Origin of the sequence: Streptosporangium sp. NPDC023615 (assembly GCF_040640155.1) — a bacterium.
In the GTDB taxonomy this organism is placed as follows: Bacteria; Actinomycetota; Actinomycetes; order Streptosporangiales; family Streptosporangiaceae; genus Streptosporangium.
The window spans coordinates 121,536-144,510 of the sequence record NZ_JBFABE010000013.1 but is presented as its reverse complement, the minus strand read 5'-3'; the positions used below and the strand labels follow the sequence as shown (position 1 = coordinate 144,510).

At 73.4% G+C, this 22,975-nt stretch carries 19 protein-coding genes; 10 read left to right on the top strand and 9 right to left on the bottom strand.

All coding sequences use genetic code 11. The features are described from left to right. Positions 1-68: 68 nt before the first annotated feature. From araB to AB0G16_RS13415, 4 genes are all read left to right on the top strand, one after another. Positions 69-1,781 (top strand): ribulokinase, encoded by a 1,713-nt coding sequence (araB, locus tag AB0G16_RS13430; RefSeq protein WP_362803512.1) that lies wholly within the window; start codon positions 69-71, stop codon positions 1,779-1,781. Beyond that, positions 1,778-2,449: an L-ribulose-5-phosphate 4-epimerase gene (locus AB0G16_RS13425; RefSeq protein WP_362803509.1), complete on the top strand. Its 672-nt coding sequence runs from the start codon at positions 1,778-1,780 to the stop codon at positions 2,447-2,449. Before araB ends, AB0G16_RS13425 begins: the two co-directional genes overlap by 4 nt. Continuing rightward, positions 2,446-3,942 (top strand): L-arabinose isomerase, encoded by a 1,497-nt coding sequence (gene araA, locus AB0G16_RS13420; RefSeq protein WP_362803507.1) that lies wholly within the window; start codon positions 2,446-2,448, stop codon positions 3,940-3,942. Before AB0G16_RS13425 ends, araA begins: the two co-directional genes overlap by 4 nt. Before the next feature lie 734 nt (positions 3,943-4,676). After that, complete coding sequence (locus tag AB0G16_RS13415) at positions 4,677-5,369, top strand: hypothetical protein (RefSeq protein WP_362803504.1); 693 nt, start codon at positions 4,677-4,679, stop codon at positions 5,367-5,369. On the opposite strand, the gene AB0G16_RS13410 is transcribed toward AB0G16_RS13415, so the two are convergent. The 8 genes from AB0G16_RS13410 to AB0G16_RS13375 all read right to left on the bottom strand — a co-directional run bounded on the left by AB0G16_RS13410 (position 5,359) and on the right by AB0G16_RS13375 (position 15,017). Further along, positions 5,359-6,621, bottom strand: a complete 1,263-nt coding sequence (locus AB0G16_RS13410) for a transposase domain-containing protein (RefSeq protein WP_362803501.1) — start codon at positions 6,619-6,621, stop codon at positions 5,359-5,361. The two genes, AB0G16_RS13415 and AB0G16_RS13410, sit on opposite strands and share 11 nt — an antisense overlap. 179 nt (positions 6,622-6,800) lie before the next feature. After that, positions 6,801-7,892 (bottom strand): LacI family DNA-binding transcriptional regulator, encoded by a 1,092-nt coding sequence (locus tag AB0G16_RS13405; protein WP_362803498.1) that lies wholly within the window; start codon positions 7,890-7,892, stop codon positions 6,801-6,803. Positions 7,893-7,918: 26 nt separating this feature from the next. After that, complete coding sequence (locus AB0G16_RS13400) at positions 7,919-9,118, bottom strand: amidohydrolase family protein (RefSeq protein ID WP_362803495.1); 1,200 nt, start codon at positions 9,116-9,118, stop codon at positions 7,919-7,921. Between the two features lie 25 nt (positions 9,119-9,143). After that, positions 9,144-10,109 carry an ABC transporter ATP-binding protein gene (locus AB0G16_RS13395; protein WP_362803492.1) on the bottom strand — a complete coding sequence of 322 codons (966 nt, stop codon included), beginning with the start codon at positions 10,107-10,109 and terminating at the stop codon, positions 9,144-9,146. After that, complete coding sequence (locus AB0G16_RS13390) at positions 10,106-11,242, bottom strand: ABC transporter ATP-binding protein (RefSeq protein ID WP_362803489.1); 1,137 nt, start codon at positions 11,240-11,242, stop codon at positions 10,106-10,108. The genes AB0G16_RS13395 and AB0G16_RS13390 overlap by 4 nt, the downstream gene beginning before the upstream one ends. Beyond that, on the bottom strand, positions 11,239-12,123 hold the full coding sequence (locus AB0G16_RS13385; protein ID WP_362803486.1) for an ABC transporter permease: 885 nt from the start codon (positions 12,121-12,123) through the stop codon (positions 11,239-11,241). Before AB0G16_RS13385 ends, AB0G16_RS13390 begins: the two co-directional genes overlap by 4 nt. A 217-nt stretch (positions 12,124-12,340) precedes the next feature. Further along, positions 12,341-13,402 (bottom strand): ABC transporter permease, encoded by a 1,062-nt coding sequence (locus AB0G16_RS13380; protein ID WP_362803483.1) that lies wholly within the window; start codon positions 13,400-13,402, stop codon positions 12,341-12,343. 13 nt (positions 13,403-13,415) lie between these two features. Beyond that, a complete protein-coding gene (locus AB0G16_RS13375) occupies positions 13,416-15,017 on the bottom strand; it encodes an ABC transporter substrate-binding protein (RefSeq protein WP_362803480.1) in 1,602 nt (533 codons plus the stop codon). 857 nt (positions 15,018-15,874) lie between these two features. Between AB0G16_RS13375 and AB0G16_RS13370 the strand changes: the two genes are divergently transcribed. From AB0G16_RS13370 to AB0G16_RS13345, 6 genes are all read left to right on the top strand, one after another. After that, positions 15,875-17,149, top strand: a complete 1,275-nt coding sequence (locus tag AB0G16_RS13370) for an amidohydrolase family protein (protein ID WP_362803478.1) — start codon at positions 15,875-15,877, stop codon at positions 17,147-17,149. Beyond that, positions 17,146-17,565, top strand: coding sequence for a DUF4440 domain-containing protein (locus AB0G16_RS13365; protein ID WP_362803475.1), 420 nt, complete (start codon positions 17,146-17,148; stop codon positions 17,563-17,565). Before AB0G16_RS13370 ends, AB0G16_RS13365 begins: the two co-directional genes overlap by 4 nt. After that, positions 17,562-18,026, top strand: coding sequence for a TIGR04076 family protein (locus AB0G16_RS13360; protein WP_362803472.1), 465 nt, complete (start codon positions 17,562-17,564; stop codon positions 18,024-18,026). The genes AB0G16_RS13365 and AB0G16_RS13360 overlap by 4 nt, the downstream gene beginning before the upstream one ends. A 10-nt stretch (positions 18,027-18,036) precedes the next feature. After that, positions 18,037-19,146 (top strand): LLM class flavin-dependent oxidoreductase, encoded by a 1,110-nt coding sequence (locus tag AB0G16_RS13355; RefSeq protein WP_362803468.1) that lies wholly within the window; start codon positions 18,037-18,039, stop codon positions 19,144-19,146. 229 nt (positions 19,147-19,375) lie between these two features. Next, positions 19,376-20,770: a kynureninase gene (kynU, locus tag AB0G16_RS13350; RefSeq protein WP_362803465.1), complete on the top strand. Its 1,395-nt coding sequence runs from the start codon at positions 19,376-19,378 to the stop codon at positions 20,768-20,770. Then, positions 20,722-22,122, top strand: a complete 1,401-nt coding sequence (locus AB0G16_RS13345; protein WP_362803552.1) for an NAD(P)/FAD-dependent oxidoreductase — start codon at positions 20,722-20,724, stop codon at positions 22,120-22,122. Before kynU ends, AB0G16_RS13345 begins: the two co-directional genes overlap by 49 nt. Here AB0G16_RS13345 and AB0G16_RS13340 read toward each other — a convergent pair. Further along, the gene (locus AB0G16_RS13340) at positions 22,103-22,732 is read right to left on the bottom strand and encodes a cupin domain-containing protein (protein WP_362803462.1); all 630 of its coding nucleotides are present in this window, start codon (positions 22,730-22,732) and stop codon (positions 22,103-22,105) included. The genes AB0G16_RS13345 and AB0G16_RS13340 overlap by 20 nt on opposite strands. Positions 22,733-22,975: the final 243 nt, after the last annotated feature.

Here is a 22,975-nt window from a genome sequence, read left to right as displayed (position 1 = left end):
GCGGCTCCGGTACGGCGGGCCGCGCCGGAGTCTCGTCCACGGAGGTCCTGTATGTCCAGGGAGGGCATGTGAACGCTAACAACGATCGTTACGTGGTCGGGGTCGACTTCGGCACGCTGTCGGGCCGCGCCGTGGTGGTGCGGGTGAGCGACGGCGCCGAGGTCGGCTCCGCCGTGCACGAGTACGCCCACCGGGTGATCGAGGACCGGCTGCCGGAGGGCGGCACGCCCCTGGGCCCGGACTGGGCGCTGCAGTCCCCCGAGGACTGGCGGGAGGTACTGCGCTCGGCGGTGCCGCAGGCGGTGGCCGCGGCCGGCGTCTCCCCGTCCCAGATCATCGGCCTGGGCACCGACTTCACCGCCTGCACCGTGCTGCCGGCCACCGCCGACGGCACCCCGCTGTGCGAGCTGGAGGAGTTCGCCGGCCGGCCGCACGCCTGGCCCAAGCTGTGGAAGCACCACTCGGCGCAGCCGCACGCCGACCGGATCAACGCCCTCGCCGCCCGCAGGGGGGAGGCGTGGCTGCCCCGCTACGGCGGGAAGATCTCCTCGGAGTGGTCGTTCGCCAAGGGCCTGCAGGTGCTCGAGGAGGACCCGGAGGTCTACGCCCGCGCCGAGCGCTGGATCGAGGCCGCCGACTGGATCGTCTGGGAGCTCACCGGTGTGGAGACCCGCAACGTCTGCACCGCCGGCTACAAGGCCATCCGCCAGGACGGGGAGTACCCGTCGGCGGAGTTCCTCGCCGAGCTCGACCCGCGCTTCGTCGACTTCACCGCCAAGCTCGGCGGCGAGCCGTCGCCGCTCGGCGGGCTCGCGGGCCGGCTGAGCGCCCGCGCCGCGGAGTGGACCAAGCTGCTGGAGCGGACCGCGATCTCGGTCGGCAACGTGGACGCCCACGTCACCTCCGCCGCCGCCGACGCGGTGCGCCCCGGCCAGATGGTCGCCATCATGGGCACCTCCACCTGTCACGTCATGCCCTCGGACGCCCTGGCCGAGGTGCCCGGCATGTGCGGGGTGGTGCGCGACGGCATCGTGCCGGGGCTGTGGGGGTACGAGGCCGGGCAGTCCGGCGTCGGCGACATCTTCGGCTGGTTCGTCGAGACCTCGGTGCCCGGCTCCTACGAGCGTGAGGCCGAGCGGCGCGGGATCTCCGTGCACGAGTACCTCACTGAGCTCGCCGCCGCCCAGCCGGTCGGCCGGCACGGCCTGGTGGCGCTCGACTGGCACAACGGCAACCGTTCGGTGCTGGTCGACCACAACCTCTCCGCCGTGGTCGTCGGCCAGACGCTCGCGACCCGCCCCGAGGACACCTACCGCGCGCTGATCGAGGCCACGGCGTTCGGCGCCCGGACGATCGTGGAGACCTTCGAGGCGTCCGGGGTGCCGGTGACCGACTTCGTCGCCGCCGGCGGCCTGATCAAGAACCACTTCCTGATGCAGGTCTACGCGGACGTCCTGCGCCGCCCCATCTCGGTGATCGGCTCCGAACAGGGGTGCGCGCTGGGGTCGGCGATCCACGCCGCCGTCGCCGCCGGGGCCTACCCCGACATCACCGCCGCCTCGGCCGCGATGGGCAGGCGAGGCGAGGCCGTCTACCGGCCCGACCCCGGCCGCGCCGACGCCTACGACCGGCTGTACGCCGAGTACCGGCGCCTGCACGACCACTTCGCCGACGGGGCGATGCTGCACGGCCTGCGGGCCCTGCGCTACGAGGCGAGCCGATCCGACAGCGAGAAGCCCGGCACCGAGAGGCCAGGCGGGGAGAAGGAGGAGGTCGCGTGAGCGGCGCCACGGTGAGGAAACTGCGCGAGACGGTGTGCCGGCTCCACGAGGAGCTGGTCCGCTACGGCCTGGTCGCCTGGACGGCCGGCAACGTCTCCGGCCGCGTGCCGGGCGAGGACCTGTTCGTCATCAAGCCGTCCGGGGTGTCCTACGACGACCTGACCCCGGAGTCGATCGTGGTGTGCGACCTGGACGGCGAGCTGGTCGAGGGCGAGCTGGCGCCGTCCAGCGACACCGCCGCGCACGCCTACGTCTACCGGGCGATGCCGCAGGTGGGCGGCGTGGTGCACACCCACTCCACGTACGCCTCCGCCTGGGCCGCGCGCGGCGAGGCCATCCCGTGCGTGCTGACGGCGATGGCCGACGAGTTCGGCGGCGAGATCCCGGTCGGGCCGTTCGCGCTGATCGGCGGGGACGACATCGGCAAGGGCATCGTCGCCACCCTGGAGGGCCACCGCTCCCCGGCGGTCCTCATGCAGAACCACGGCGTCTTCACCATCGGTGCCGACCCCCGCGCCGCGGTCAAGGCCGCGGTGATGTGCGAGGACGTCGCGCGCACCGTGCACGTGGCCGTCCAGCTCGGCGAGCCTCTGCCGATCGCGCAGGCCGACATCGACCGTTTGTACGACCGCTACCAGAACGTCTACGGGCAAAGGAGTCCGCGTTGACCGTCCACGAGCGTGAGATCTGGTTCCTCACCGGAAGCCAGGGCCTGTACGGAGAGGAGACGCTGGCTCAGGTCGCCGAGCAGTCCCGGCAGATCGCCGAGCAGCTCGGCGAGCGGCTGGCGTTCCGCCTGGTGTGGAAGCCGGTGCTCACCGACGCCGCGGCGATCCGCCGGGTCTGCCTGGAGGCCAACGCGGCAGACGACTGCATCGGGATCATCGCCTGGATGCACACCTTCTCCCCGGCGAAGATGTGGATCGCCGGCCTGGACGCGCTGCGCACCCCGCTGCTGCACCTGCACACCCAGGCCAACGTGGAGCTGCCGTGGGGCTCCATCGACATGGACTTCATGAACCTCAACCAGGCCGCCCACGGCGACCGCGAGTTCGGCTACATCCAGTCCCGGCTGGGCGTGCCGCGCAAGACCGTCGCCGGGCACGTGAGCGACCCGGCCGTGGCCGCCCGCGTCGGCGCGTGGGCGCGGGCCGCGGCCGGCCGCGCCGAGGTGGGCTCGCTGCGGCTGGCCCGCTTCGGCGACAACATGCGCGACGTGGCCGTCACCGAGGGCGACAAGGTCGAGGCGCAGCGGCGCTTCGGCGTCTCGGTCAACACCTACGGCGTCAACGACCTGGTCGCCGCCGTCGACGCCTCCTCCGACGCCGACGTCGACACGCTGACCGCCGAGTACGAGGACAGCTACAAGGTCGCGCCCGAGCTGCGCGCCGGCGGCGAGCGGCACGACGCCCTGCGCTACGCCGCCCGCATCGAGCTGGGGCTGCGGCACTTCCTCACCGAGGGCGGCTTCGGGGCGTTCACCACCAACTTCGAGGACCTGGGCGGGCTGCGCCAGCTCCCGGGCCTGGCCGTGCAGCGCCTGATGGGCGACGGCTACGGCTTCGGCGGCGAGGGCGACTGGAAGACCTCGGTGCTGGTCCGCACGCTCAAGGTGATGTCCACCGGCCTGGAGGGCGGCACGTCCTTCATGGAGGACTACACCTACCACCTGACGCCGGGCGAGGAGGTCATCCTCGGCGCGCACATGCTGGAGGTCTGCCCGACGATCGCCTCCGGGATGCCCTCGTGCGAGATCCACCCGCTGGGCATCGGCGGGCGCGAGGACCCGGTCCGGCTGGTGTTCGACGCCGAGCCCGGCCCGGCCGTGGTGCTCGGCCTGGCCGACATGGGGGACCGGTTCCGGCTCGTGGCCAACGAGATCGACGTGGTCGTCCCGGCCCAGCCGCTGCCCAAGCTGCCCGTGGCCCGCGCGGTGTGGAAGCCCCGCCCCTCGCTGAGCACGTCGGCCGAGGCGTGGCTGACCGCCGGGGGGCCGCACCACACCGTGCTGTCGGCCGCGCTGACCGTCGAGGAGCTCACCGACTTCTCCGACATGCTCGGGGTCGAGCTGCTGGTCATCGACGCCGACACCACCCCCCGCCGGTTCGCCAAGGAGATCCGCTGGAACCAGGCGTACTACCGCCTGGCCCAGGGTCTCTGAGAAGAGGGCGGGGAGCCCGCGAGGGGGGCTTCGCGTTCGTGCGGCCCGGGGTGTGGCACGTTCCGCCCCGGGCCGCCCGCTCGTCCGGGCCGGCGACCCCGCTCGCCTGTCCGGGCCGCATGTACGGGCCGTCCCTCCGGGGCGCCCAAGCCGTCCGTCCCGGTCGTCCGCCAGGGCCGTCCCTCCGGAACCGGACGCCGTGGAAAACGCGCTTTCCCGAAGGCCGGAACCGTCCGCCGTATTATCCGGTGTTTCCGGACGGAAGCCGGAAGAAGGGGTGTCCGATTCCTCTCCGGGCGGCGGAAAGGGTCGTCCTTCCCGGAGGGGGAGCCCGCGCCGAGGGTGAGCGGGCGGCCCACGGGAACGGTTGACCGAAGCGCTTGGGGGCTCGCCCGCGCTCCCGGCGGACCGGCTCCTCACGGGCGGGGCCGCGGTCCCTCGCGTGCAGCGTCCACCCAGGTCAGAGCGGTCAAAAAAATACCACCGCCGGTGTCCCGCCCTGTCCGCCGCGTCGGCCGCGTCGGCCGCGTCGGCCCGTGTCCCGCGCGCGGGCCGGTGCCCGGAGCGGCCCACCAGTCGATTCCCCGAACGGCACGGCGCTTATCTCAACGGCCTTTCAATTGACTTAACGGGCGATATTCGAATTCGTTCCCGCTCTTCTCGCCGTTGACGTTGACGGTGAATATCCGGCTCCTTACCCTCGCCGTGTCCGGCACATCACAAGGGAGTCGTCGATGAAACGCATCCGAAACCTCGCCGCCGCAGCAGCGGCCGTCACGGCGCTCGTTCTCGCGCCGCTCCCCGCCTCGGCGGCCACCACCACGATCCACCGGGACAACGCGGCCGGCGCCGCCTACTCGGGCAACGTCCGCGCCACGCTCATCGCGCCGGTGTCGGTCTCGACCTCCCTCGGCACCGCCACCTGCAACACCGGGACCATCGACTCGACCATCCAGTCCAACGGCACCGCGCTGAACGTCTCCACCTTCAGCTTCAGCAACGTCCCCGGACCGACCTGCCCGAACAGCGCGGGCGGCTCCTCCACCGTCTCCCCGGTCGGGCTCCCCTGGAACGGCGGCAGCGTCGTCCACGGCGCGGTGAGCGGGGGACGGGACGCCGTCCTGACCCTGCAGGGCGTCAAGGTCTCCTCGGTGACCACCGGCTGGTTCGGCACCATCAGCTGCGTCTACCGCGGCTCGGGGCCGGGCAACAGCATCGCCCTGAACGCCTTCAACTCCGACAACGCCGCCCGGCCGGTCCCCGCGGTCGCCCAGGCTCAGGCCAAGGCCACCTCCTACAGCCTCACCAAGGACAGCGGCAGCTTCCTGTGCCCCGGCACGGCCAGCTACACCGCCACGTTCCAGCTCCTGGGCGAGACCGTCGCCGGGTCCGGCGTCTACGACCAGAGGCTGCACATCACCCCCTGAGTCCCCCGAACCCCCTGAGCGACCCCGCTCCCGCGACACCCCCGGCCCGCCCCCCGGCACGCGCCCGGGGGGCGGGCCACCCGGGCGCGGGCGGGGCCGGCGCGCGTTCCGCCCCCGGGCAGGCCAGGGCCCGTACCGCCTGGTAGACGCAGAGCAGGGCCCAGACCTCCTGGGTCACGGTCTCGGGGGTGCGGGAACGCAGCGCCACCGCCGCGCCGCTCCGATCGGAGCGCAGCCAGGCGAGCGCGCCGTCCATGACCCAGCGCCGCGCGTACCACGCCGCCAGGTCGGGCGCGGGCGCCCGTCGCGGATCGGTCAGTGTCGTGACGAGCCGTCCCGTGCCGGCGGGCAGGCCCGGGAGGCCCGGGAGGCCCGGCAGGGGCACGACCCGCAGCGGCGTGCCCGTCCAGCCGGGAGGCCGGGACAGGAACGAGCCGTCGCCGAGAAGGCGGGCCACCGGCAGGCCGGCCGTCCCGCCGGCCCCGCAGAGCAGGTGCGCACCGGTCCGGGACGCCTGCCGCCACAGCCCTGCACCCCCGGACCCCGGCCCGGCCAGCAGCAGCGTGCCGGGGCCCAGGTGGGCCAGGAGGCGGGGCGCGAGCCCGTGGCGGCCGCTCCCGGAGGCGCCGATGGTCGCGTCGACCAGCGCGTGCGTGCGGCCGTCGGCCATCGCCGTCACCCGCACGCACGGGAAGCGGGCCGCCTCGTCCGGGTAGCCGAAGGCCGCGTTGTCCCGGGTCTCGGGGACGGTCAGCGTGGCACCGTCCACCGAGACGAGCCGGAGCCCGGCCGGTCCGGCTCCCCGCGCGGGCCCGTCGTGCCGCCCGGGGCCCCGGCCGTTCCCCGCTCCCTGCTCGGGCGCGTTCCTCGGGCTCGGGACCGGCCCCGGCGCGCCGGGTTCCGGGGGCCGGGCCATCCGGCCGAACAGCACCCGCAGCGGTTCCGCGCCGAGCCGCGCGCGGGCCCGGCTGATCGCCGAGGCGCTGGGCGGCTCCCAGCTCCGGGCCCAGCGCGACCGCCACGACAGGCCGTTGAGCAGCAGGCGCATGATCTCGTCGTAGTTCCTGTCGGGGAACACGCACAGGGCCAGCACGTAGTAGATCGTCAGGCGGGCGGGCAGCGCCCGCCGCCGGCGGTCGGCGCAACCGCTGATCAGGATGACCTCGTCGAGGAGCGGCACGGGGAAGGCGGAGGTGAGCAGTGCGATCGACAGGTGATCCGCCAGCCGCCCGTCGACCGGCTCAGTCTTCACGCGGTTGGTCATGCCCGGGCCGATGCCCCGTCAAGCCCGGGTAGGATAAATGCTTCATTTATCTGCAAATAGGCTGAAATCGCCACAAAAAATGCGCACGAGATGAGTGCCGGACGTGGAGCGCGCCGGTCGCGGTACGGCCGGGGCCGCCCGGGTGGCCTCCCCGCGAGGAGGACCGCTCAGATCGCCTCCCCGGCCGGGAGCGGGTCGCCGAACGGATCGGGCAGTGGATCGGCGAGCGGGCCGGGGGACGGTGCGGGCGGGGCCGGGGGTGGGGGAGCGGTGGAGGAGCGGACGACGAGTTCGGCGCCGACGGTGTAGCGGCGGGGCTTCAGCTCCTGGCCGTCGATCGAGCGCAGCAGGAGCTCGACGGCGAGCCTGCCGAGCTCGTGGGCGCCGGTGTCGACGACCGTGATCGCCGGGCTCCACCACTCCAGCAGCGGCATGTCCTCGAACGCCACGACCGACAGCGCGGACGGGACGTCGACGCCCGACCTGGCCAGCACCGGCAGGGCCCCGTAGGTCGCCTCGTGGTTGGCGAGCATCAGCGCGGTCGGCGCCCGCTCCAGCCCCAGCAGCTCGCCCATGACCCGCGCCCCGTACGCCACCTCGAACGGGCCCCGCCGGACCAGTTCCGGGGCCGGTGCCAGACCGGCCTCGGAGAGGCTGTGGACGAACCCGGCGTAGCGGTCGCGGCCCGAGGTGGTCTCCGGGGGCCCGCCCACGAACGCGATCCGCCGGTGCCCCTGGTCCAGCAGGTGACGGGTGGCGGACACGGCGCCCTCGCGGTCGGCGGCGAGCACGGCCGGCCCCTGCGAGCCCTCGATCTCCCGGATGAGGTCGATGACGGTGATCCCCGAGGCGCGCAGCTCGTTGACCTCCTTGACGTTCCCGCCGGTGCCCACGATCAGCACGCTGTCCACCTGGTGGTCGCGGAGCAGCCGCAGGTAGTCCGCCTCGACCGCCGGGTCGGCGTTGGTGATGCAGAGCAGCGCCTGGTAGCCCGAGGCGACCAGGCGCCGCTGCACGGCCTCGACGACCGTGTGGAAGGTGTTGTTGACCAGGTTGTTGAGCACCAGGCCCACCAGCCCGGAACGGCGGGTCCGCAGGCTCGCGGCGGCGAGGTTGCGCCGGTAGCCCAGCGAGCGGGCGGTCCGGGAGACCCTCAGGCGCGTGGACTCCGAGATCTCCGAGGACCCCGAGAGCGCGCGGCTCGCCGTGCTCACCGACACCCCGGCGGCTGCCGCGACGTCGCGGAGCGTGGCGGCCATCGTCCTCACCGTTTCTCAGGGCCCTGTCAGGCCGTCCCGGTCCCACCTAGATCATCGTCTCGGATGATACGGCCCCCGATACCGACGAACGACACGTCTCTGTACGCATTCAGATCATGAAGGGGATTGTCACGCAACGCAATGAGATCCGCGGCATAGCCCGGGGCGACCCGGCCCAGCCGGGACGACGCCCCCACCAGCTCGGCCGCGGTCAGCGACGCCGACCGGATCACGTCGAGGGTGCTCAGGCCGGCGGTCGCCAGCAGGAGCATCTCGTGCACGTGCGCGCTGACCCCGCCGACGTCGTCGCCCGGCGGGTAGTCGGTGCCCGTCACGATCGGGACGCCCTCGCGCACGGCCGTGCGGATGCTGTCCAGGTGCCGGTCGGCCGCGTCCATCGCGTTGCGGATCGAGAACTCCTCGAACCCCTTGGCCCGCATCCAGCTCTCCGAGCGCGTCACGCAGAGCGTCGGGGTCAGGAACGCCCCGGCCTCACGCATCCGCCGCGCGGTCTCCTCGTCCAGGTCGTAGGCGTGCTCGAACGACCGCACCCCCTGGGCGAGGGCCTGCCGGATCGCCTGCCAGGCCCCGGCGTGCGCCGCGACATAGGTGTCGTGCTCGTGGGCCGCCTCCACCGTCGCCCGGATCTCCTCGTCGGTCATCTCGGGCTCGGTGAGGTCCTCGTGCTCGTGCGCCAGCCCGCCGGTGATGAAGATCTTCAGGTGGTCGGCGCCCGCGCGCAGCTCCTGCCTGGCCGCCGCGCCGAACTCGTCGGCGCCGGTGGCGTACGCGCAGGCGCCGCCCTGGCCGTGCCCCTGGGGGCGGGAGATCGCCCGGCCCGCGCCGAAGATCCGCGGGGCGTCGATCCAGCCGTGCGCCGCGGCCTCGCGCAGCAGCAGGTCGGCGCGGTTCTGCTCGTGCACGCACCGCAGCGTGGTGACCCCCGAGCGCAGCGCGTCCTGGGCGCGGACCGCGGAACGGTACGCGGTGAGCGCGGGATTCTCCGCCTCGTCCGTCGCGGAGAACGGGTAGACCACCGACAGGTGCGTGTGGCAGGAGATGAGGCCCGGCAGCAGGTAGCGGCCCCCGAGGTCGTGGACGTCGGCACCGGGAGGGGGACCGCCGGAGGCGATCTCGGCGATGAGCCCGTCGTCGATCCGGACGCTCCGGCCGCGCAGGACCTTGCCGGAGTCCACGTCGACGATGTTGCAGTTCGCGAGCCACACGGTGGGGCTCCTTCCGGGGAGAGGGTCAGGGGACGGGGCGGAGGGAGATCGTGAGGGGCTCCTTCACCACCGGGCAGGCGACGCTGTGCCCCGGAGCGATCTCCACCCGCTCCGGCACCCGGACGGCGCACTCGGGCAGGGCGAGCGGGCAGCGCGGGTGGAACCGGCACCCCGAGGGGGGCGCGGCCGGGTCGGGCACGTCGCCGGGGAGCGGCTCGGGGAGCCTCCCCGAGCCGTCGGGCCGTGGCACCGCGTCGATGAGCGCCCGGGTGTACGGGTGCCGGGGGCGGGCCCACAGCTCGTGGGTGGGGCCGTGCTCGGCGATGGTGCCCAGGTACATGACGGTGGTCACGTCGGCGATCTGCCGCACGATCGCCAGGTCGTGCGAGATGAACAGCAGCCCCATGTCGAGTTCCCTGGCCAGGTCGACCAGGAGCGTGGCCACCGACGCCTGCGCCGAGGCGTCCAGCGCCGAGATGGGCTCGTCCGCGACGATGCAGCTCGGCTCGGCGGCCAGCGCCCGCGCGATCGCGATCCGCTGGCGCTGTCCGCCGCTGAACTCGTGCGGGTAGCGACCGGCCGCGTCGACCGGCAGCGCGACGCGCTCCAGCAGCTCCCGTACCCGTCCGGCGTCGCGGCGGTGACCGGCCAGCCGCAGCCCGTCGTTGATCTGCTCGCCGACGCTCCGGCGCGGGTTCAGCGACGAGAACGGGTCCTGGAAGATCATCTGCAGCCGCCGCTGGGCGACCGGCCTGGCCCGGCGGGTGAGCGGCGCCACCGGCGTCCCGTCGAAGACGACCGTGCCGGAGGACGGGGCGAGCAGGCCCACCGCGGCCTTGCCGAGGGTGGACTTGCCGCAGCCCGACTCGCCGACCAGGCCGACGATCTGCCCGCGTTCGACGGAGAGCCCGGCTCCCGCGACCGCGGTCACCGGCGGCCTGCCCGGCGTCTGGTAGGTGACGACCAGGTCCCTCATGTCGAGCAGGGTCATGCGGGGACCTCCGGGGAGAACGACGGGCCGGCCGTGCCGGCCGGACCTGCGGGACCCGCCGGGGCGGACGGGCCGGACGGGCCGGACGGGCCGACCGGAGCGGCCGGTCCGAACGGGTCGACCGGGCAGGCGGCCGAGTGGGCGGGCTCCAGCTCGACGAGGTCGGGCAGCCGCTCGGCGCACGAGGCGCGCGACCACGCGCAGCGGGGGTGGAAGGGGCAGCCGGCGGGGGCCGCGCCGGTGGCGGGCGGCTGGCCCGGGATGGGACGCAGCTCGGAGGTCTCCTCCTCCGGGTGCGGCAGCGCGTCGAGCAGCCCCCGCGTGTACGGGTGGCGGGGCGCGGTCAGCACCGTCCGGCGCGGGCCGTTCTCCACGACCCGGCCGGCGTACATGACCGAGATCCGGTCGGCCAGCGAGGACATCACCCCGAGGTCGTGGGTGATCAGCAGCACCGACATGTCCCGCTCCCGGCGGAGCCGGTCGAGCAGCCGCAGGATGCCGGCCTGCACGGTCACGTCGAGGGCGGTGGTCGGCTCGTCGGCGATGATCACCTTCGGGTCGCAGGCCAGCGCCACCGCGATCGCGATGCGCTGGCGCATGCCGCCGGAGAACCGGTGCGGGTAGGAGCGCAGCGCCTGCTCCGGGCCGGGGATGCGTACCGTCTCCAGCAGCTCCAGGGCCCGCGCGCGGGCCACGGCCCTGCTCACCCCGCGGTGGTGGCGCAGGTGGTCGGTGATCTGCCGCTCGACGGTGAGCATGGGGTGCAGGGACGTCATCGGGTCCTGGAACACCATGGCGATGTCGCGCCCGCGCACGTCGCGCAGTGCCCGCTGCGACAGCGACAGCAGGTCGCGGCCCTCGAAGAGGATCTCACCGGTGGTCCGTGCCCCGCCGGGGAGCAGGCCGAGCGCGGCGAGCGCGGTCATCGTCTTGCCGCTGCCGCTCTCCCCGGCCAGCCCGACGATCTCGCCGGGTCGCAGCACGAGGTTCATGCCGCTGACGGCCGCCATCCGCGCGCCGCCGCGGCGCGGCAGCGTGACGGTGAGGTCGCGGACGTCGAGGACGGGCCCGGGGACGGACCCGGGGAAGGGCGGGCGCGCGGACGCCGCGGCCGGTCCCGTGAGGCCGGTCATGCCCGCCCCCTGCGCGCCGAGCGCGGGTCGAGGACGTCGCGGACGGTGTCGCCGAGGAAGTTCGCCGCCAGCACGACCAGCAGGATCGCCAGGCCCGGGAAGACGCCGAGCCACCACTTGTCGAAGTACTGCGCGCCGCTGGCGACCATCGACCCCCACTCCGCGACCGGCGGGCGGGCGCCCAGGCCCAGGAACGACAGGCCCGACAGGGTCAGCACGGCGTTGCCCACGTCGAGCGCGGCCAGCACCACGATCGGGCCCACCACGCCGGGCCGCACGTCGACCCAGAGCGTGCGCAGGCTGGAGGCGCCCAGCAACCGGCTGGCGTGCACGTAGTTCTCCTCCCTCATGCTGAGGATCATGCCGCGTACGACCCGGGAGTAGGCGGGCCAGCTCACGATCACGACCGCGAGCACCGCGTTGACGAGATCGGGCCCGAGCGCGGCCACCACGGCCATCGCCAGGATGATCCCGGGGAAGGCGAAGACGAGGTCGGCGCTGCGCATGATCAGGCCCTCGGCCCAGCCGCCGAAGTAACCGGCGATCGCCCCGAGCAGGGTGCCCACCGCGCAGGCGACGGCGACCAGCAGCAGGGCGACCGGCAGCGAGAGCCGGGCCCCGTAGATCACCCGGCTGAACACGTCGCGGCCGATCTGGTCGGTGCCGAACCAGTGCTCGGCCGAGGGCGGGAGCAGCTTCATCGAGTCCTGCGCGATCGGGTCGTACGGCGCGACCAGCGGGGCCGCGACCGCGAGGAACAGGAACAGCGCGAGGATGGCGAGGCCGACGACGCTCAGCGGCCTGAGCCAGGGCGAGCGCATCGCCGAGGCGTCCTCGCGGTCGAGGCGCCGGGCGGTGCGGGCGGCGGCCCTGGGCCTCACCGTTCCCGGACCCACCGTCCCGGTCGCCGCGCCCCGGGGGCCCGCGTCCCGGATCCCCGGGCCCGCGGCCGGCGGGGCCGGGGTCTGCGATCTCACGACCTCCGGGTTCACGGACTTCGGGTTCACGGGCTCCGAGCTCACGGACTTCGGGTTCACGGACTCCGGGTTCCCGGACATCGGGCCTCCGCGTTTCGGGTCTCCGGGCTTCATGACGGGTTCACCCCAGCCTGATTCTGGGGTCGACGACCGCGTAGAGCAGGTCGACCACGAAGTTGACGACCACGTAGACCACGGCCACCACCAGGCTCACGCCCATGATCGCCGGAAGGTCGAGGGTCAGTGCCCCCCGGTAGGCGTAGGCGCCCAGGCCGGGCCAGGAGAAAACCGCCTCCACCAGCACCGCGCCGCCCAGCAGGTTGCCGAACGCCAGACCGGCCACGGTGATCACGCTGACCAGCGCGGGACGGAGGATGTAGCCGAACGTGACGTACGACGGCGCCAGGCCCTTGGCCCGCCCGGCGCGCACGTAGTCGTTGCCGACCACCTCCAGCACCGAGGCCCGGGTGAAGCGGGTCAGCGACCCGATGGTGAAGATCGCGAGCACCAGCGCGGGCAGCCACAGATGGGCGGCGGCCTCGCCGAGCACGGTCCACTGGCCGCTCAGCACGGCGTCGACGGTGTAGAGACCGGTGACGTCCGGCGGCGGGGTGGTGCCCGGGTTCAGCCGGCCCGAGCCCGGCGAGATGCCGAGCTGGGCGTAGAACACGTACATCGCGACGAGCGAGAGCCAGAACGTCGGCACCGACACGCCGGTCAGCGAGACGACCCGGATGATCTGGTCGGCGAGCCGGTCGCGGCGCATGGCGGCCATCACCCCGAGGCCGACGCCGAGCACGAGCGCCACCGCGATCGCGGCCAGGGCCAGCTCGAAGGTGGCCGACATGAACTGCCCGAGGTCCTGGGTGACCGGCCGGTGGCTCTGCTGGGAGGTGCCCAGATCGCCCTGGAGCAGGTTGCCCAGGTAGTTCAGGTACTGCTGGGGAAGCGGCAGGTCCAGGCCGTTCTGGCGGCGCCAGGCCTCGACCACCGCGGGGTCGGCGGCGGCGCGCTCGCCCAGGTTGGCCGTGACCGGGTCGCCCGGCACGAGCTGGGTCAGCACGAACGAGACCAGCGTGATGCCGAGGACGAGGAGGAGGCCGGCCGCCAGTCGGCGGAGCGTGAACCGGAGCAGGCCCGGCAACGCGTACCACCGTCTGGCGACCGGTGCGAGGAACGTCATGGAGCGGCGCCGGCTAGCGCAGCGCGGTCAGGTCGACGGTCCACAGGGTGTTGTACTCGAGCGGGCCGAGCTGCTTGGCGCCCGCGACCACGGCCGAGGGCTGGAACAGCGGGATGAAGGGACCCTCGGCGTTCATGGCCTTCTGCAGCGCCTGGAAGTCGGCGTCGCGGGTGGCGTCGTCGGCGGTCTCGGCCTTCTCGGCGAGCTTGGTGATCTCCGGGGCGGCGTCTTCCTTCCAGCCGGCCCGCAGGCCCACCATCTGGCCCGGGGTGAAGAGCAGGTAGTCGTTGGGGTGGTTGTAGTCCGGACCCCACCACTGCAGGCTCAGCTCGTCCTTGCCGGCGCGGTAGGAGTCGAGCGAGGTGGTCACCGGCTTGCCGTCGAGCTGCACGTCGATGCCGACCTCCTTGAGGTTCTGCTGGATGCGGGCCGCGATGTCGGCCATGCTGACGCCCTTGTAGGTCAGGTCGGAGGCGTAGTTCAGCTTCACCGAGGGGGAGGAGATCCCCGACTTGGCCAGGGCGGCCTTGGCGCGGGCGACGTCGCGCTTGACGGCGTCGGCCGGCGCGAGCGCCCCGGAGAACATCGAGGGGACCACGCCGCCCGGCTGGACCGCGCCCTCGCCCACCAGGTTCAGCAGGCCCGCGTAGTCGACGCCGTAGCGCACGGCCTCCTGGAAGTCCTTGTTCGAGGTGGTGGCCGAGACCGAGGGGTCGTCGTTGACCAGCAGGAACGCGATGTCGGCGGCGGCGGTCTTGTTGACCGTCACGTTCTCGCCCAGCGAGGTGGCCTGGTCCGGGCGCAGGTCCAGCGCGAGCTGGCTGCCGCCCTGGGTGAGGTTGAGCTGCTGCACGTTCGCCTGGACGTTACGCACGACGATCTTGCTGTAGGCGGGCTTGGTGCCCCAGTAGCCGTCGTTGCGCTCCAGCACGACCTCGCTGGCCGCGTCGAACTTTGTGATCTTGTACGGGCCGCTGCCGTAGGAGGCCTTGGCGAACTCCGGCTCGGCCTTGTCGCTCTCGGCGTCCTTGGTGCCGCCGATCTTCTCGACCGCCGCGCTGTTCTCGATGCCGAGCGCGGGGTTGGAGAGCTTGGCCATCAGCGCCGCGTCGGCCTTCTCGGTGGTCAGCACCACGGTCTTGTCGTCGGGGGCCTCGGCCTTGATGCCGTCGAGCAGGAAGGAGGGGTTGCCCTTCAGGCCGGCGATCCGCTCGAAGGTGTAGACGACGTCCTTGGCCGTCATCGGCGTGCCGTCGCTGAACTTCACGCCGTCGCGCAGGGTGAAGGTGAACTTCTTGAAGCTCTCGTCGATCTCGGGAAGCTCGGCCACCCCGGGGACGGCCGTCTTGACGTCTGCCCCCTTGTAGGTCACCAGCGTCTCGTAGACGGGATAGAGCACCGTCTGCGCCGTGGGCTCGAACTGCCGGGCCGGGTCGGCGGTCTTCAGCTGGAACGACGTGTCCACGACCAGCGTGCCGCCGGCCGCCGTGCCGCCACCCGTTCCCCCGCTCGCGGGAGCCGTGCCCGCCGCGCCGCCGCCGCCACCGCCGCAGGCGGCGGTCAGCGCTGTCACCACGCCCAGGCCGAGGACCGCGAGACCTCTACGACCAACCATCCTGTCCGCCTCTCATCGTCGCGTACCGGGCTCGTGGCGCGAGACGGTTCCGCAAGGACGCAAACGATTCCGGTCAACCTCTTTTATGTCAAGACTTCTAGCTATAAAACCACAGGTGAGCGCATACGTAACGTTCCGGAAATGTTTCGGGAAAGCAACGGGAAACCGGGCGCCCGCGTGCCGCGCGGCACGCGCCACCCCCGGGCCCCGGGCGCGCGTGATCCACGGGCGCGACCCGCGGGCACGGGGGTGTCCCCGCCCGTGACCCGGCGCCGTGACCCGGCGCGCGACCGGGTGCCCGGCTCCGCGCCGTCCGGCTCCGCGGGCCGTCCGGGTCTGCCGGGACGGTGTCCGGGTGGTGTCCGGGGCGCCGGGGGTACCCGGGGTGTCCGTGGTGTCCGTGCCCCGCGGGTGTCCGGGGGTGGTGCGGGCGCGCGGCGTGCCGGGGCCGTCGCCGTGCGCGGCGGCTCCGTCCGCCACGGCCCGGATCCGGCGACCGGTGCGATCCTGCTCCGAGAGTAGGGCACCTCGGTCACGTATCGGAGACATTTTTGTGAAATTCGGTGAACACGACTCAGAAAGATGATCTTAAATCTCTGATCCGTGTATCGTGAACAGGCCTTTCGTGCGTATATGATCACTGTTGCCTTGTTCACAAAACTCGTGTCTGATAGAACAAGCGGGTGGGTCCAGAACGGGCGGGGCGTCGTGACGACGATCCGCCGAGCCCGCGCGCTCCCTCTTCCCGGCCCCTGGAGGACCCTCATGCCCGGCTTCCCCCGGCCGAACGCCCCGGCCGCGGTCCCCTCCGGGACCTCGTTCCGGGCCTTCTCCCCGGTCCGTCCCGAGGCCGTCCGATGAGGGACGCGGTCGTCGTCAACTGCACCGTCACCGACGCCCGGGGCGCCGGCACCCGGGGCACCGATGACAGGGGCGCCGGGGCACCGGGTGCCGAGGGGCGGATCGCCGACGCCGCGGTGTGGGTCAGGGACGGCCGGATCGCGGCCGTGGGCCCCCGCGAGGAGGTGACGGGGCAGGCGGGCGACGCCCGGGTGCTCGACCTCGGTGGCGCGCACGTCACCCCCGGCCTGGTCAACATGCACACCCACCTGTCCCTGTCCCTCCCCGGGCAGGGCGGCGACGACGTCAGGAACATGACGCCGCACGAGCTGGTCCTCTACATGGCCGACGGCGCCCGGCGGACCCTGCACTGCGGGGTCACCACGGTGAGGTGCGTCGCCGAGAAGGACCACGCCGACTTCGCGCTGAGGCGGGCGATCGAGGCGGGCAGGGCGACCGGCCCGCGCATCTTCACCGCCGGCCGCGCCCTGGTCTGCACCGGAGGCCACGGGCACGAGGGGGGAGACACCCTGGAGTGCGACGGCGCCGACGGGTTCCGCCGCGGGGTGCGCGCCCAGATCAGGGCGGGCGCGGACCTCATCAAGATCATGATCTCCGGCGGGATCGCCGGGGAGCACGAGCGCATCGAGACCCCCCAGCTCTTCCCCGACGAGATGGCCGCCGCCCTGCGGACCGCGCACGCCTGGGGCCGCAAGGTCACCGCCCACGCCGGACCGGCGTCGGTCATCGCCGAGGCCGTCGAGCTGGGCCTGGACTGCGTGGAGCACGGCTACCAGCTCACCCCCGAGGTCGCCGGGCGGATGGCCGCGCGCGGCACCGCCCTGGTGCCGACGCTGCTCGTCACCCGGTGCAAGGAGTTCTTCGACGAGCTGGGCGTGCCCGGGTGGATGCAGTGCCGCTCGCTCGGCGCCGGACCCCGGCACCTGGAGAGCTACGCCATGGCGCTCGACGCCGGGGTGGAGGTCCTGCTGGGCAGCGACATGCCGCCGTTCTGGGGATTCGAGGGCACCAACGCCTCGGTACGCGAGCTGGAGTGCATGTCCGAGGGCGGGCTCGGCCCGGCGGGGGCGCTGTACGCCGGGACGCTCGGCCCGGTGCGCTGGCTCGGAGCCGACGCCGACCTCGGCACCGTCGAGGTCGGCAAGCACGCCGACCTCATCGCCATGGACGCCGACCCCCTCGTGGACACCTCGGCCTTCCGCGGGGTCCGCTGGGTGATGAAGGCCGGCCGCGTCGTCCGCGACGACAGGTCAGGATGGGAGAGCCCGTGAACACCGGTGCAATCGATTCCGTCACGGATTCCGGGACGGACGCCGCCGCGATCGCGGCAGGCATCGACGACATGTACGACGCGTTCCTGACGGCGGACCGCGCCCGGTTCGACCGTCACCTGCACGCCGAGGTGACCACCTGGGAGACGCACCTGCCCGGGCCGCTGCGGACCCGGTCGGAGCTCGACGCCTACCGGGACGGCCGGGACGGCTCGGGCGCGCGTCCCGCGCTCGACAGGCTGGCGGCCGAGGACAAGCGGATCGACGTGTGGGGCGACGCCGGGGTGGCCCGGTACGTGCTGGTGGCCGAGCCGCCGGACGGTCCCGCGCAGCACAGTCGGGTGACCGACGTGTTCCGCCGCGTCGACGGCGACTGGTTCATCGTCCACCACCACGCCGAACTGCTCGCGCGATGAACGGCGACGGCGGCACGGACACCGCGTCCGGCGACGGCACGAGGCCGGACGCCACGCGCGAGGACGCCACCGGACCGGACACCACCCCCGTTGGCGCCACCGAGCCGGAGGCGGCCGGCGGGGACACGGAGCCGGACGCCACCCCCGACGGGGACATGGAGCTCTACGACCTGCGGGTCGTGGTCGACCGCATCGAGGGCCGGTCCGTCTGCGGGATGAGGGTGGGCGACGACTTCGTCCTGGAGCGGAGCGCGCACCTGCGGATTCCCGACGGGAAGCACTTCTGCGTCTACGCGCTCGCCGCCGTCCTGCCCTTCCTGGCGGCCAAGCAGCGCGACCTGGCCTCGGGCGACTGGCTGGCCCAGGACTCCCTGTTCTGCTGCCCCGACCCGGAGGAGCGGCTGGTGATGCGGGTCGAGCGGACCGGCCGTCGCCGGATGAACTCCGCCGACCTGACCTGAGGGGGTCCCCATGAGCACCGCCGAGATCGGCCTCGGCCTGCAGAGCGACAAGCGGGCCGGTGACTACGCGCGGCTCGCGCGCCGCGCCGAGGGGCACGGTTTCGACGTGCTGAGCGTGTTCGGCGACCTGATGTACCAGCCTCCGATCTTCCCGCTGCTGGAGATGGCCGCCGTCACCGAGCGGGTACGGCTCGGCGCGGCCTGCCTGAACCCGTACTCGCTGGCCCCGTACGAGATCGCCGGGCAGCTCGCCGCGCTGGACCTGGCCTCGCACGGCCGTGCCTACCTGGGGCTGGCGCGCGGCACCTGGCTCGGCGCGGTGGGCATCGCCCAGCCCCGCCCGCTGACCGCGCTGGCGGAGGCCGCGGAGGTGGTCTACCGGCTGCTGGCCGGAGCCCCCGGAGCCCCCGGAGCCCCCGGAGCCCCCGGAGCCCCGGGCGACGCGGCGACACCCGGTGACGCCGGTGACGCCCAGGACGCCGGGATGGCCGAGGGCTTCGAGGGGGAGATGTTCCGTCTCGCGCCCGGTACCCGGCTGCGCTACCCGGTGTACCGTCCCCGCCCGCCGTTGCTCCTCGGGGCCTGGGGGCCGAAGGGCGCGGCGCTGGCCGGGCGGATCGCCGACGAGATCAAGGTGGGCGGCAGCGCGAACCCGGCCATGGTCGGGGTGATCCGCGAGCGGGTCGCGGCCGGGGCCGTCGCCGCCGGACGGGACCCCGGCGAGATCGGCGTCGTGCTGGGCGCGGTGACCGTGGTGGACACGGACGGGGCCGCGGCCCGCGCCAGGGCCCGCAGCGAGGTCGCCATGTACCTCGCCGTGGTCGCCGACCTCGACCCGACCGCGCGGATCCCCGCCGACCTGCTCGTCCGGGTCAAGGAACTGGTCGACACCGGGCGGGACGAGGAGGCCGGGAGGCTGATCCCCGACGACGTGCTCGACCTGTTCGCCTTCTCCGGCACCCCGGAGCAGGTGGCCGCCCAGGCCCAGGCCCTGATCGACGCGGGCGCGCACCGGGTGGAGTTCGGCACCCCGCACGGCCTCACCGACGACGGCGGCGTGGAACTGCTGGGCGGCGCGGTGCTGCCGCTGCTGGACCGCTCCCCGAGGCCGCGGACGTGACGGCGGACGAGGTGACAGGGGTGACGGGGTGACGAGGTGACGGGGGTGACGGGGGTGACCTGGACGGGTATACCTCTCGCGGGCACCCGGGCGTGACGCTCCGTCATCCCGAAACCGGATGCCCGCAGAACCTTCCGTCCGTAAAGCGAATCCCCCGAATCATCTCGCGCTCCTGATTTCACCTGAGTTCAGCATGAGTGAACATGAGGGGGACGAAGGAGATGACACGATGATCGAGCGCACCGCCGAGAGGGGCGGGCGGGTCACGCCGGTCCACGGGCCCGGCGCGGGAGCCCCGCCGCTCGCCGGGCTCGGCGAGGAGGGTGAGCGGGCCGCGCTGGCCGCCGACGCCCGGGACACGGTCTGCCGCCGGGCCGAGTTCCTCCTGCCGCCCCTGCCCGCCTCGGCCCGCCACCCCGAGGTCGCCTACTTCGCGGGCAACTCGCTGGGCCTGCAGCCCCGCGCCGTCCGCGCCGCGGTCCAGGCCGAACTGGACGACTGGGCGCTGCACGCGGTCGAGGGGCACCACCGGGCGGCCCACCCCTGGCTGCCCTACCACGCCGAACTGCGCGAGGACGCCGCCGCGCTGGTGGGCGCCGCCCCCGAGGAGACGGTGGTGATGAACTCCCTCACGGTCAACCTGCACCTGATGATGGCGACGTTCTACCGCCCGGCGGGCGAGCGCACCCGCATCGTCATCGAGGACCACGCCTTCTCCTCCGACAGCTACGCGGTCCGCAGCCAGGCCGTCCACCACGGCCTCGACCCCGACGAGACCGTGGTCCGCCTGCGCCCCCGCCCGGGTGAGGACTGCCTGCGCACCGAGGACATCGTCGGCTACCTGGCCCGCGAGGGACACCGGGTGGCGCTCGTCCTGCTGGGCGGGGTCAACTACCTGACCGGTGAGTTCCTCGACATCCCGGCCGTCACCGCCGCCGGTCACGCGGCCGGGTGCCGGGTGGGCTGGGACCTGGCGCACGCGGTCGGCAACGTGCCGCTCGCGCTGCACGACTGGGACGTGGACTTCGCGGCCTGGTGCTCGTACAAGTACCTCAACGCCGGTCCGGGCGCGGTCGCGGGGTGCTTCGTGCACCGGCGCCACGTGACCGATCCGGACCTGCCCCGGCTGGCCGGGTGGTGGAGCACCGAGCAGGCGACCCGCTTCGAGATGCGGCCCGAGCTGGTGCCCGTCCCCACGGCCGACGCCTGGCAGATCTCCAACCCGCCGATCCTGGCCATGGCCCCCGTCCGGGTCTCGCTGCGGATGTTCGCCGAGACCGGGATGGCGGCGCTGCGCGAACGCAGCCTGGCGCTCACCGGGTACCTGGAGGCGCTGCTCGCCGAGGTGGTCCGGGACCGCCCGCTGGAGATCGTCACCCCCTCCGACCCGGCCCGGCGCGGGGCCCAGCTCTCCCTGCGGGTGGGCGGCGGCGCCGGGGGCGGCGGGGGCGGCGGGGACGCTGACGCCACCGGTCTCGCCGACCGGCTGCACCGGGTCCACGGCGTCCTCGCCGACGTGCGGCGCCCGGACGTCATCCGGCTCGCCCCGGTGCCGATGTACTCCACGTTCCACGACTGCTGGCGGGCGGCCGACGCGCTCGCCGCGGAGGTGACCCCGTCATGAGGCCCGAGGAGGTCGCGGTGGTCGGCGCCGGGCTGGTCGGCTGCCTGACGGCGTGTTACCTGGCCCGGCGCGGCCACCGGGTCGTGCTGTACGAGCGCAGGCCCGACCCGCGCACGGCGGCGCCGGAGCGCGGGCGCTCGATCAACCTGGCCATCTCCGAACGGGGGATCGACGCGCTGCGCCGGATCGGGCTGGAGGGCGCAGTGCTGGAGGCGGCGCTGCCGATGTCGGGCCGGATGATGCACGCCCCCGACGGCGCGCTCGGCTTCCAGTCCTACAGCGCCACGGGGGAGCGGGCGATCAACTCCATCAGCCGCTCCGACCTCAACCGCACCCTGCTGGACGCGGCCCTGGCCATGCCCGGCGTCCGGGCCCTGTTCGAGCACCGGCTGACCGGGTACGACGCCGACTCCGGCCGGATGGACTTCGACACGCCCGGCGGGCCGGTCACCCGTACCGCCACGGTCGTGCTCGCCGCCGACGGCGCCCACAGCGCGGTGCGCGGGCGGCTGCTGCTCCTCGGGGGCGTCGAGGTCACGCAGGACCAGCTCGACTACGGCTACAAGGAGCTGACGATCCCGGCGCGCGACGGCGACTTCGCCCTGGACCCGGGCGCGCTGCACATCTGGCCGCGCGGCAGGGCCATGATGATCGCGCTGCCCAACCCGGACAGGTCCTTCACCTGCACGCTGTTCTGGCCCAGGACCGGGCCCGGCAGCTTCGAGGAGCTGGACACCGCCGAGCGGTTCGAGGAGTTCTTCGCCGCCCGCTACGCCGACGCCCACGCCCTCATGCCCGGCCTCGCCGACGACTACGCCTGCAACCCGATCGGGCGCCTGGTCACCGTGCGGACCCGCCCCTGGCACGTGCGCGGCGCCGGCGCCGTGACCGGGCTGCTCGGGGACGCGGCCCACGCCATCGTGCCCTTCTACGGCCAGGGGGCCAACTGCGGCTTCGAGGACTGCGTGGAGCTCGACCGCTGCCTGGAGGAGACCGGCGACGACTTCCCCGCCGCCCTGGAGCTGTACGGGACCCGCCGCAAGGAGCACGCCGACACCATCGCCGAGCTCGCGCTGGAGAACTTCGTGGAGATGCGCGACAAGGTCGCCTCCCGGTCGTTCCTGCTGCGCAAGCGCCTCGAGCACGGCCTGGAGCGGCTGCTGCCGGGCCGCTACGTCTCCCGCTACGAGCTCGTGTCGTTCAGCACGGTCCCCTACGCCGACGTCCGGCGCCGGATCGCCCGCCAGAACCGGGCGGTCGCGGCCGTGGCCCTCAGCGCGGCGCTCGGCGTGCCGGTCGCGGCGGCGATGGCCGTCGGGTGGTCGCGACGCCTCAGAAGAGGCGGGGCGTGACCACGGACACGACCGTGGTGACCCGGTCGGTGTCGTTGAACATGCTGTGCGGGACGGTCGACCTGAGGTGGACGCTGTCGCCCGGGTGGAGCCTGTGCTCGACGCCGTCGACCTCGTACAGCAGCTCGCCCTCCAGCACGAAGGCGAACTCCTCGCCGGCGTGGCCGTAGGAGTTCTCCCGCCTGCCGCCGGGCGCGATGTGCACCAGCAGCGGTTCGAGCACCAGGTTCGGGCCCCTGGCCGAGAGCATGCGGTAGGTCTGCTGGCCCGAGATGTACTCGGTGGCGGCCGTGCTGGACCGGGTGAGGGTGAAGTGGCTCGGCAGCGAGGAGACCGGTGCCCGCGTCTCCTCCTCCCTCTCCTCGGCCGGCGCGTCGTTGAAGAACTCGGCCACGCTCCGGTCGAGCGCGGTGGCCACGCTGTTGAGCGCGGTCAGGCCGATGGAGGAGATGCCCCTCTCGACCTGCGAGAGAAACCCGATCGAGAGCCCGGAGTGGGTGGCCAGACCGCGTAGTGTCAGACCGCGCTCCTTGCGGAACTGCCGCATCCGGGCTCCGACGGCGTCGTGGCGGTCCGGTTCCGCACCGCCACGGCGCTCCGATGTGCCCACCTGCGGCTCCCCTCCGTCGAGCGGCGTGGCCGCCTGTTCGCTGTAGCCAAACATATTTCATAGCAAGAGTCGTCATGCGTCAAAAGGGAGACGGAAATGGCAGACGGTGATGCCCGGGAACGGCCCGCGACGCCCTCGGAGGTCTCGGCGCCGCCGGGGTCTCCGGGGCTTCCGGGTCCCTCGGGTCCCTCGGGTCCCTCGGGTTCTCCGGGACTTCCGGGGTCATCGGGTTCCTCCGGAGTC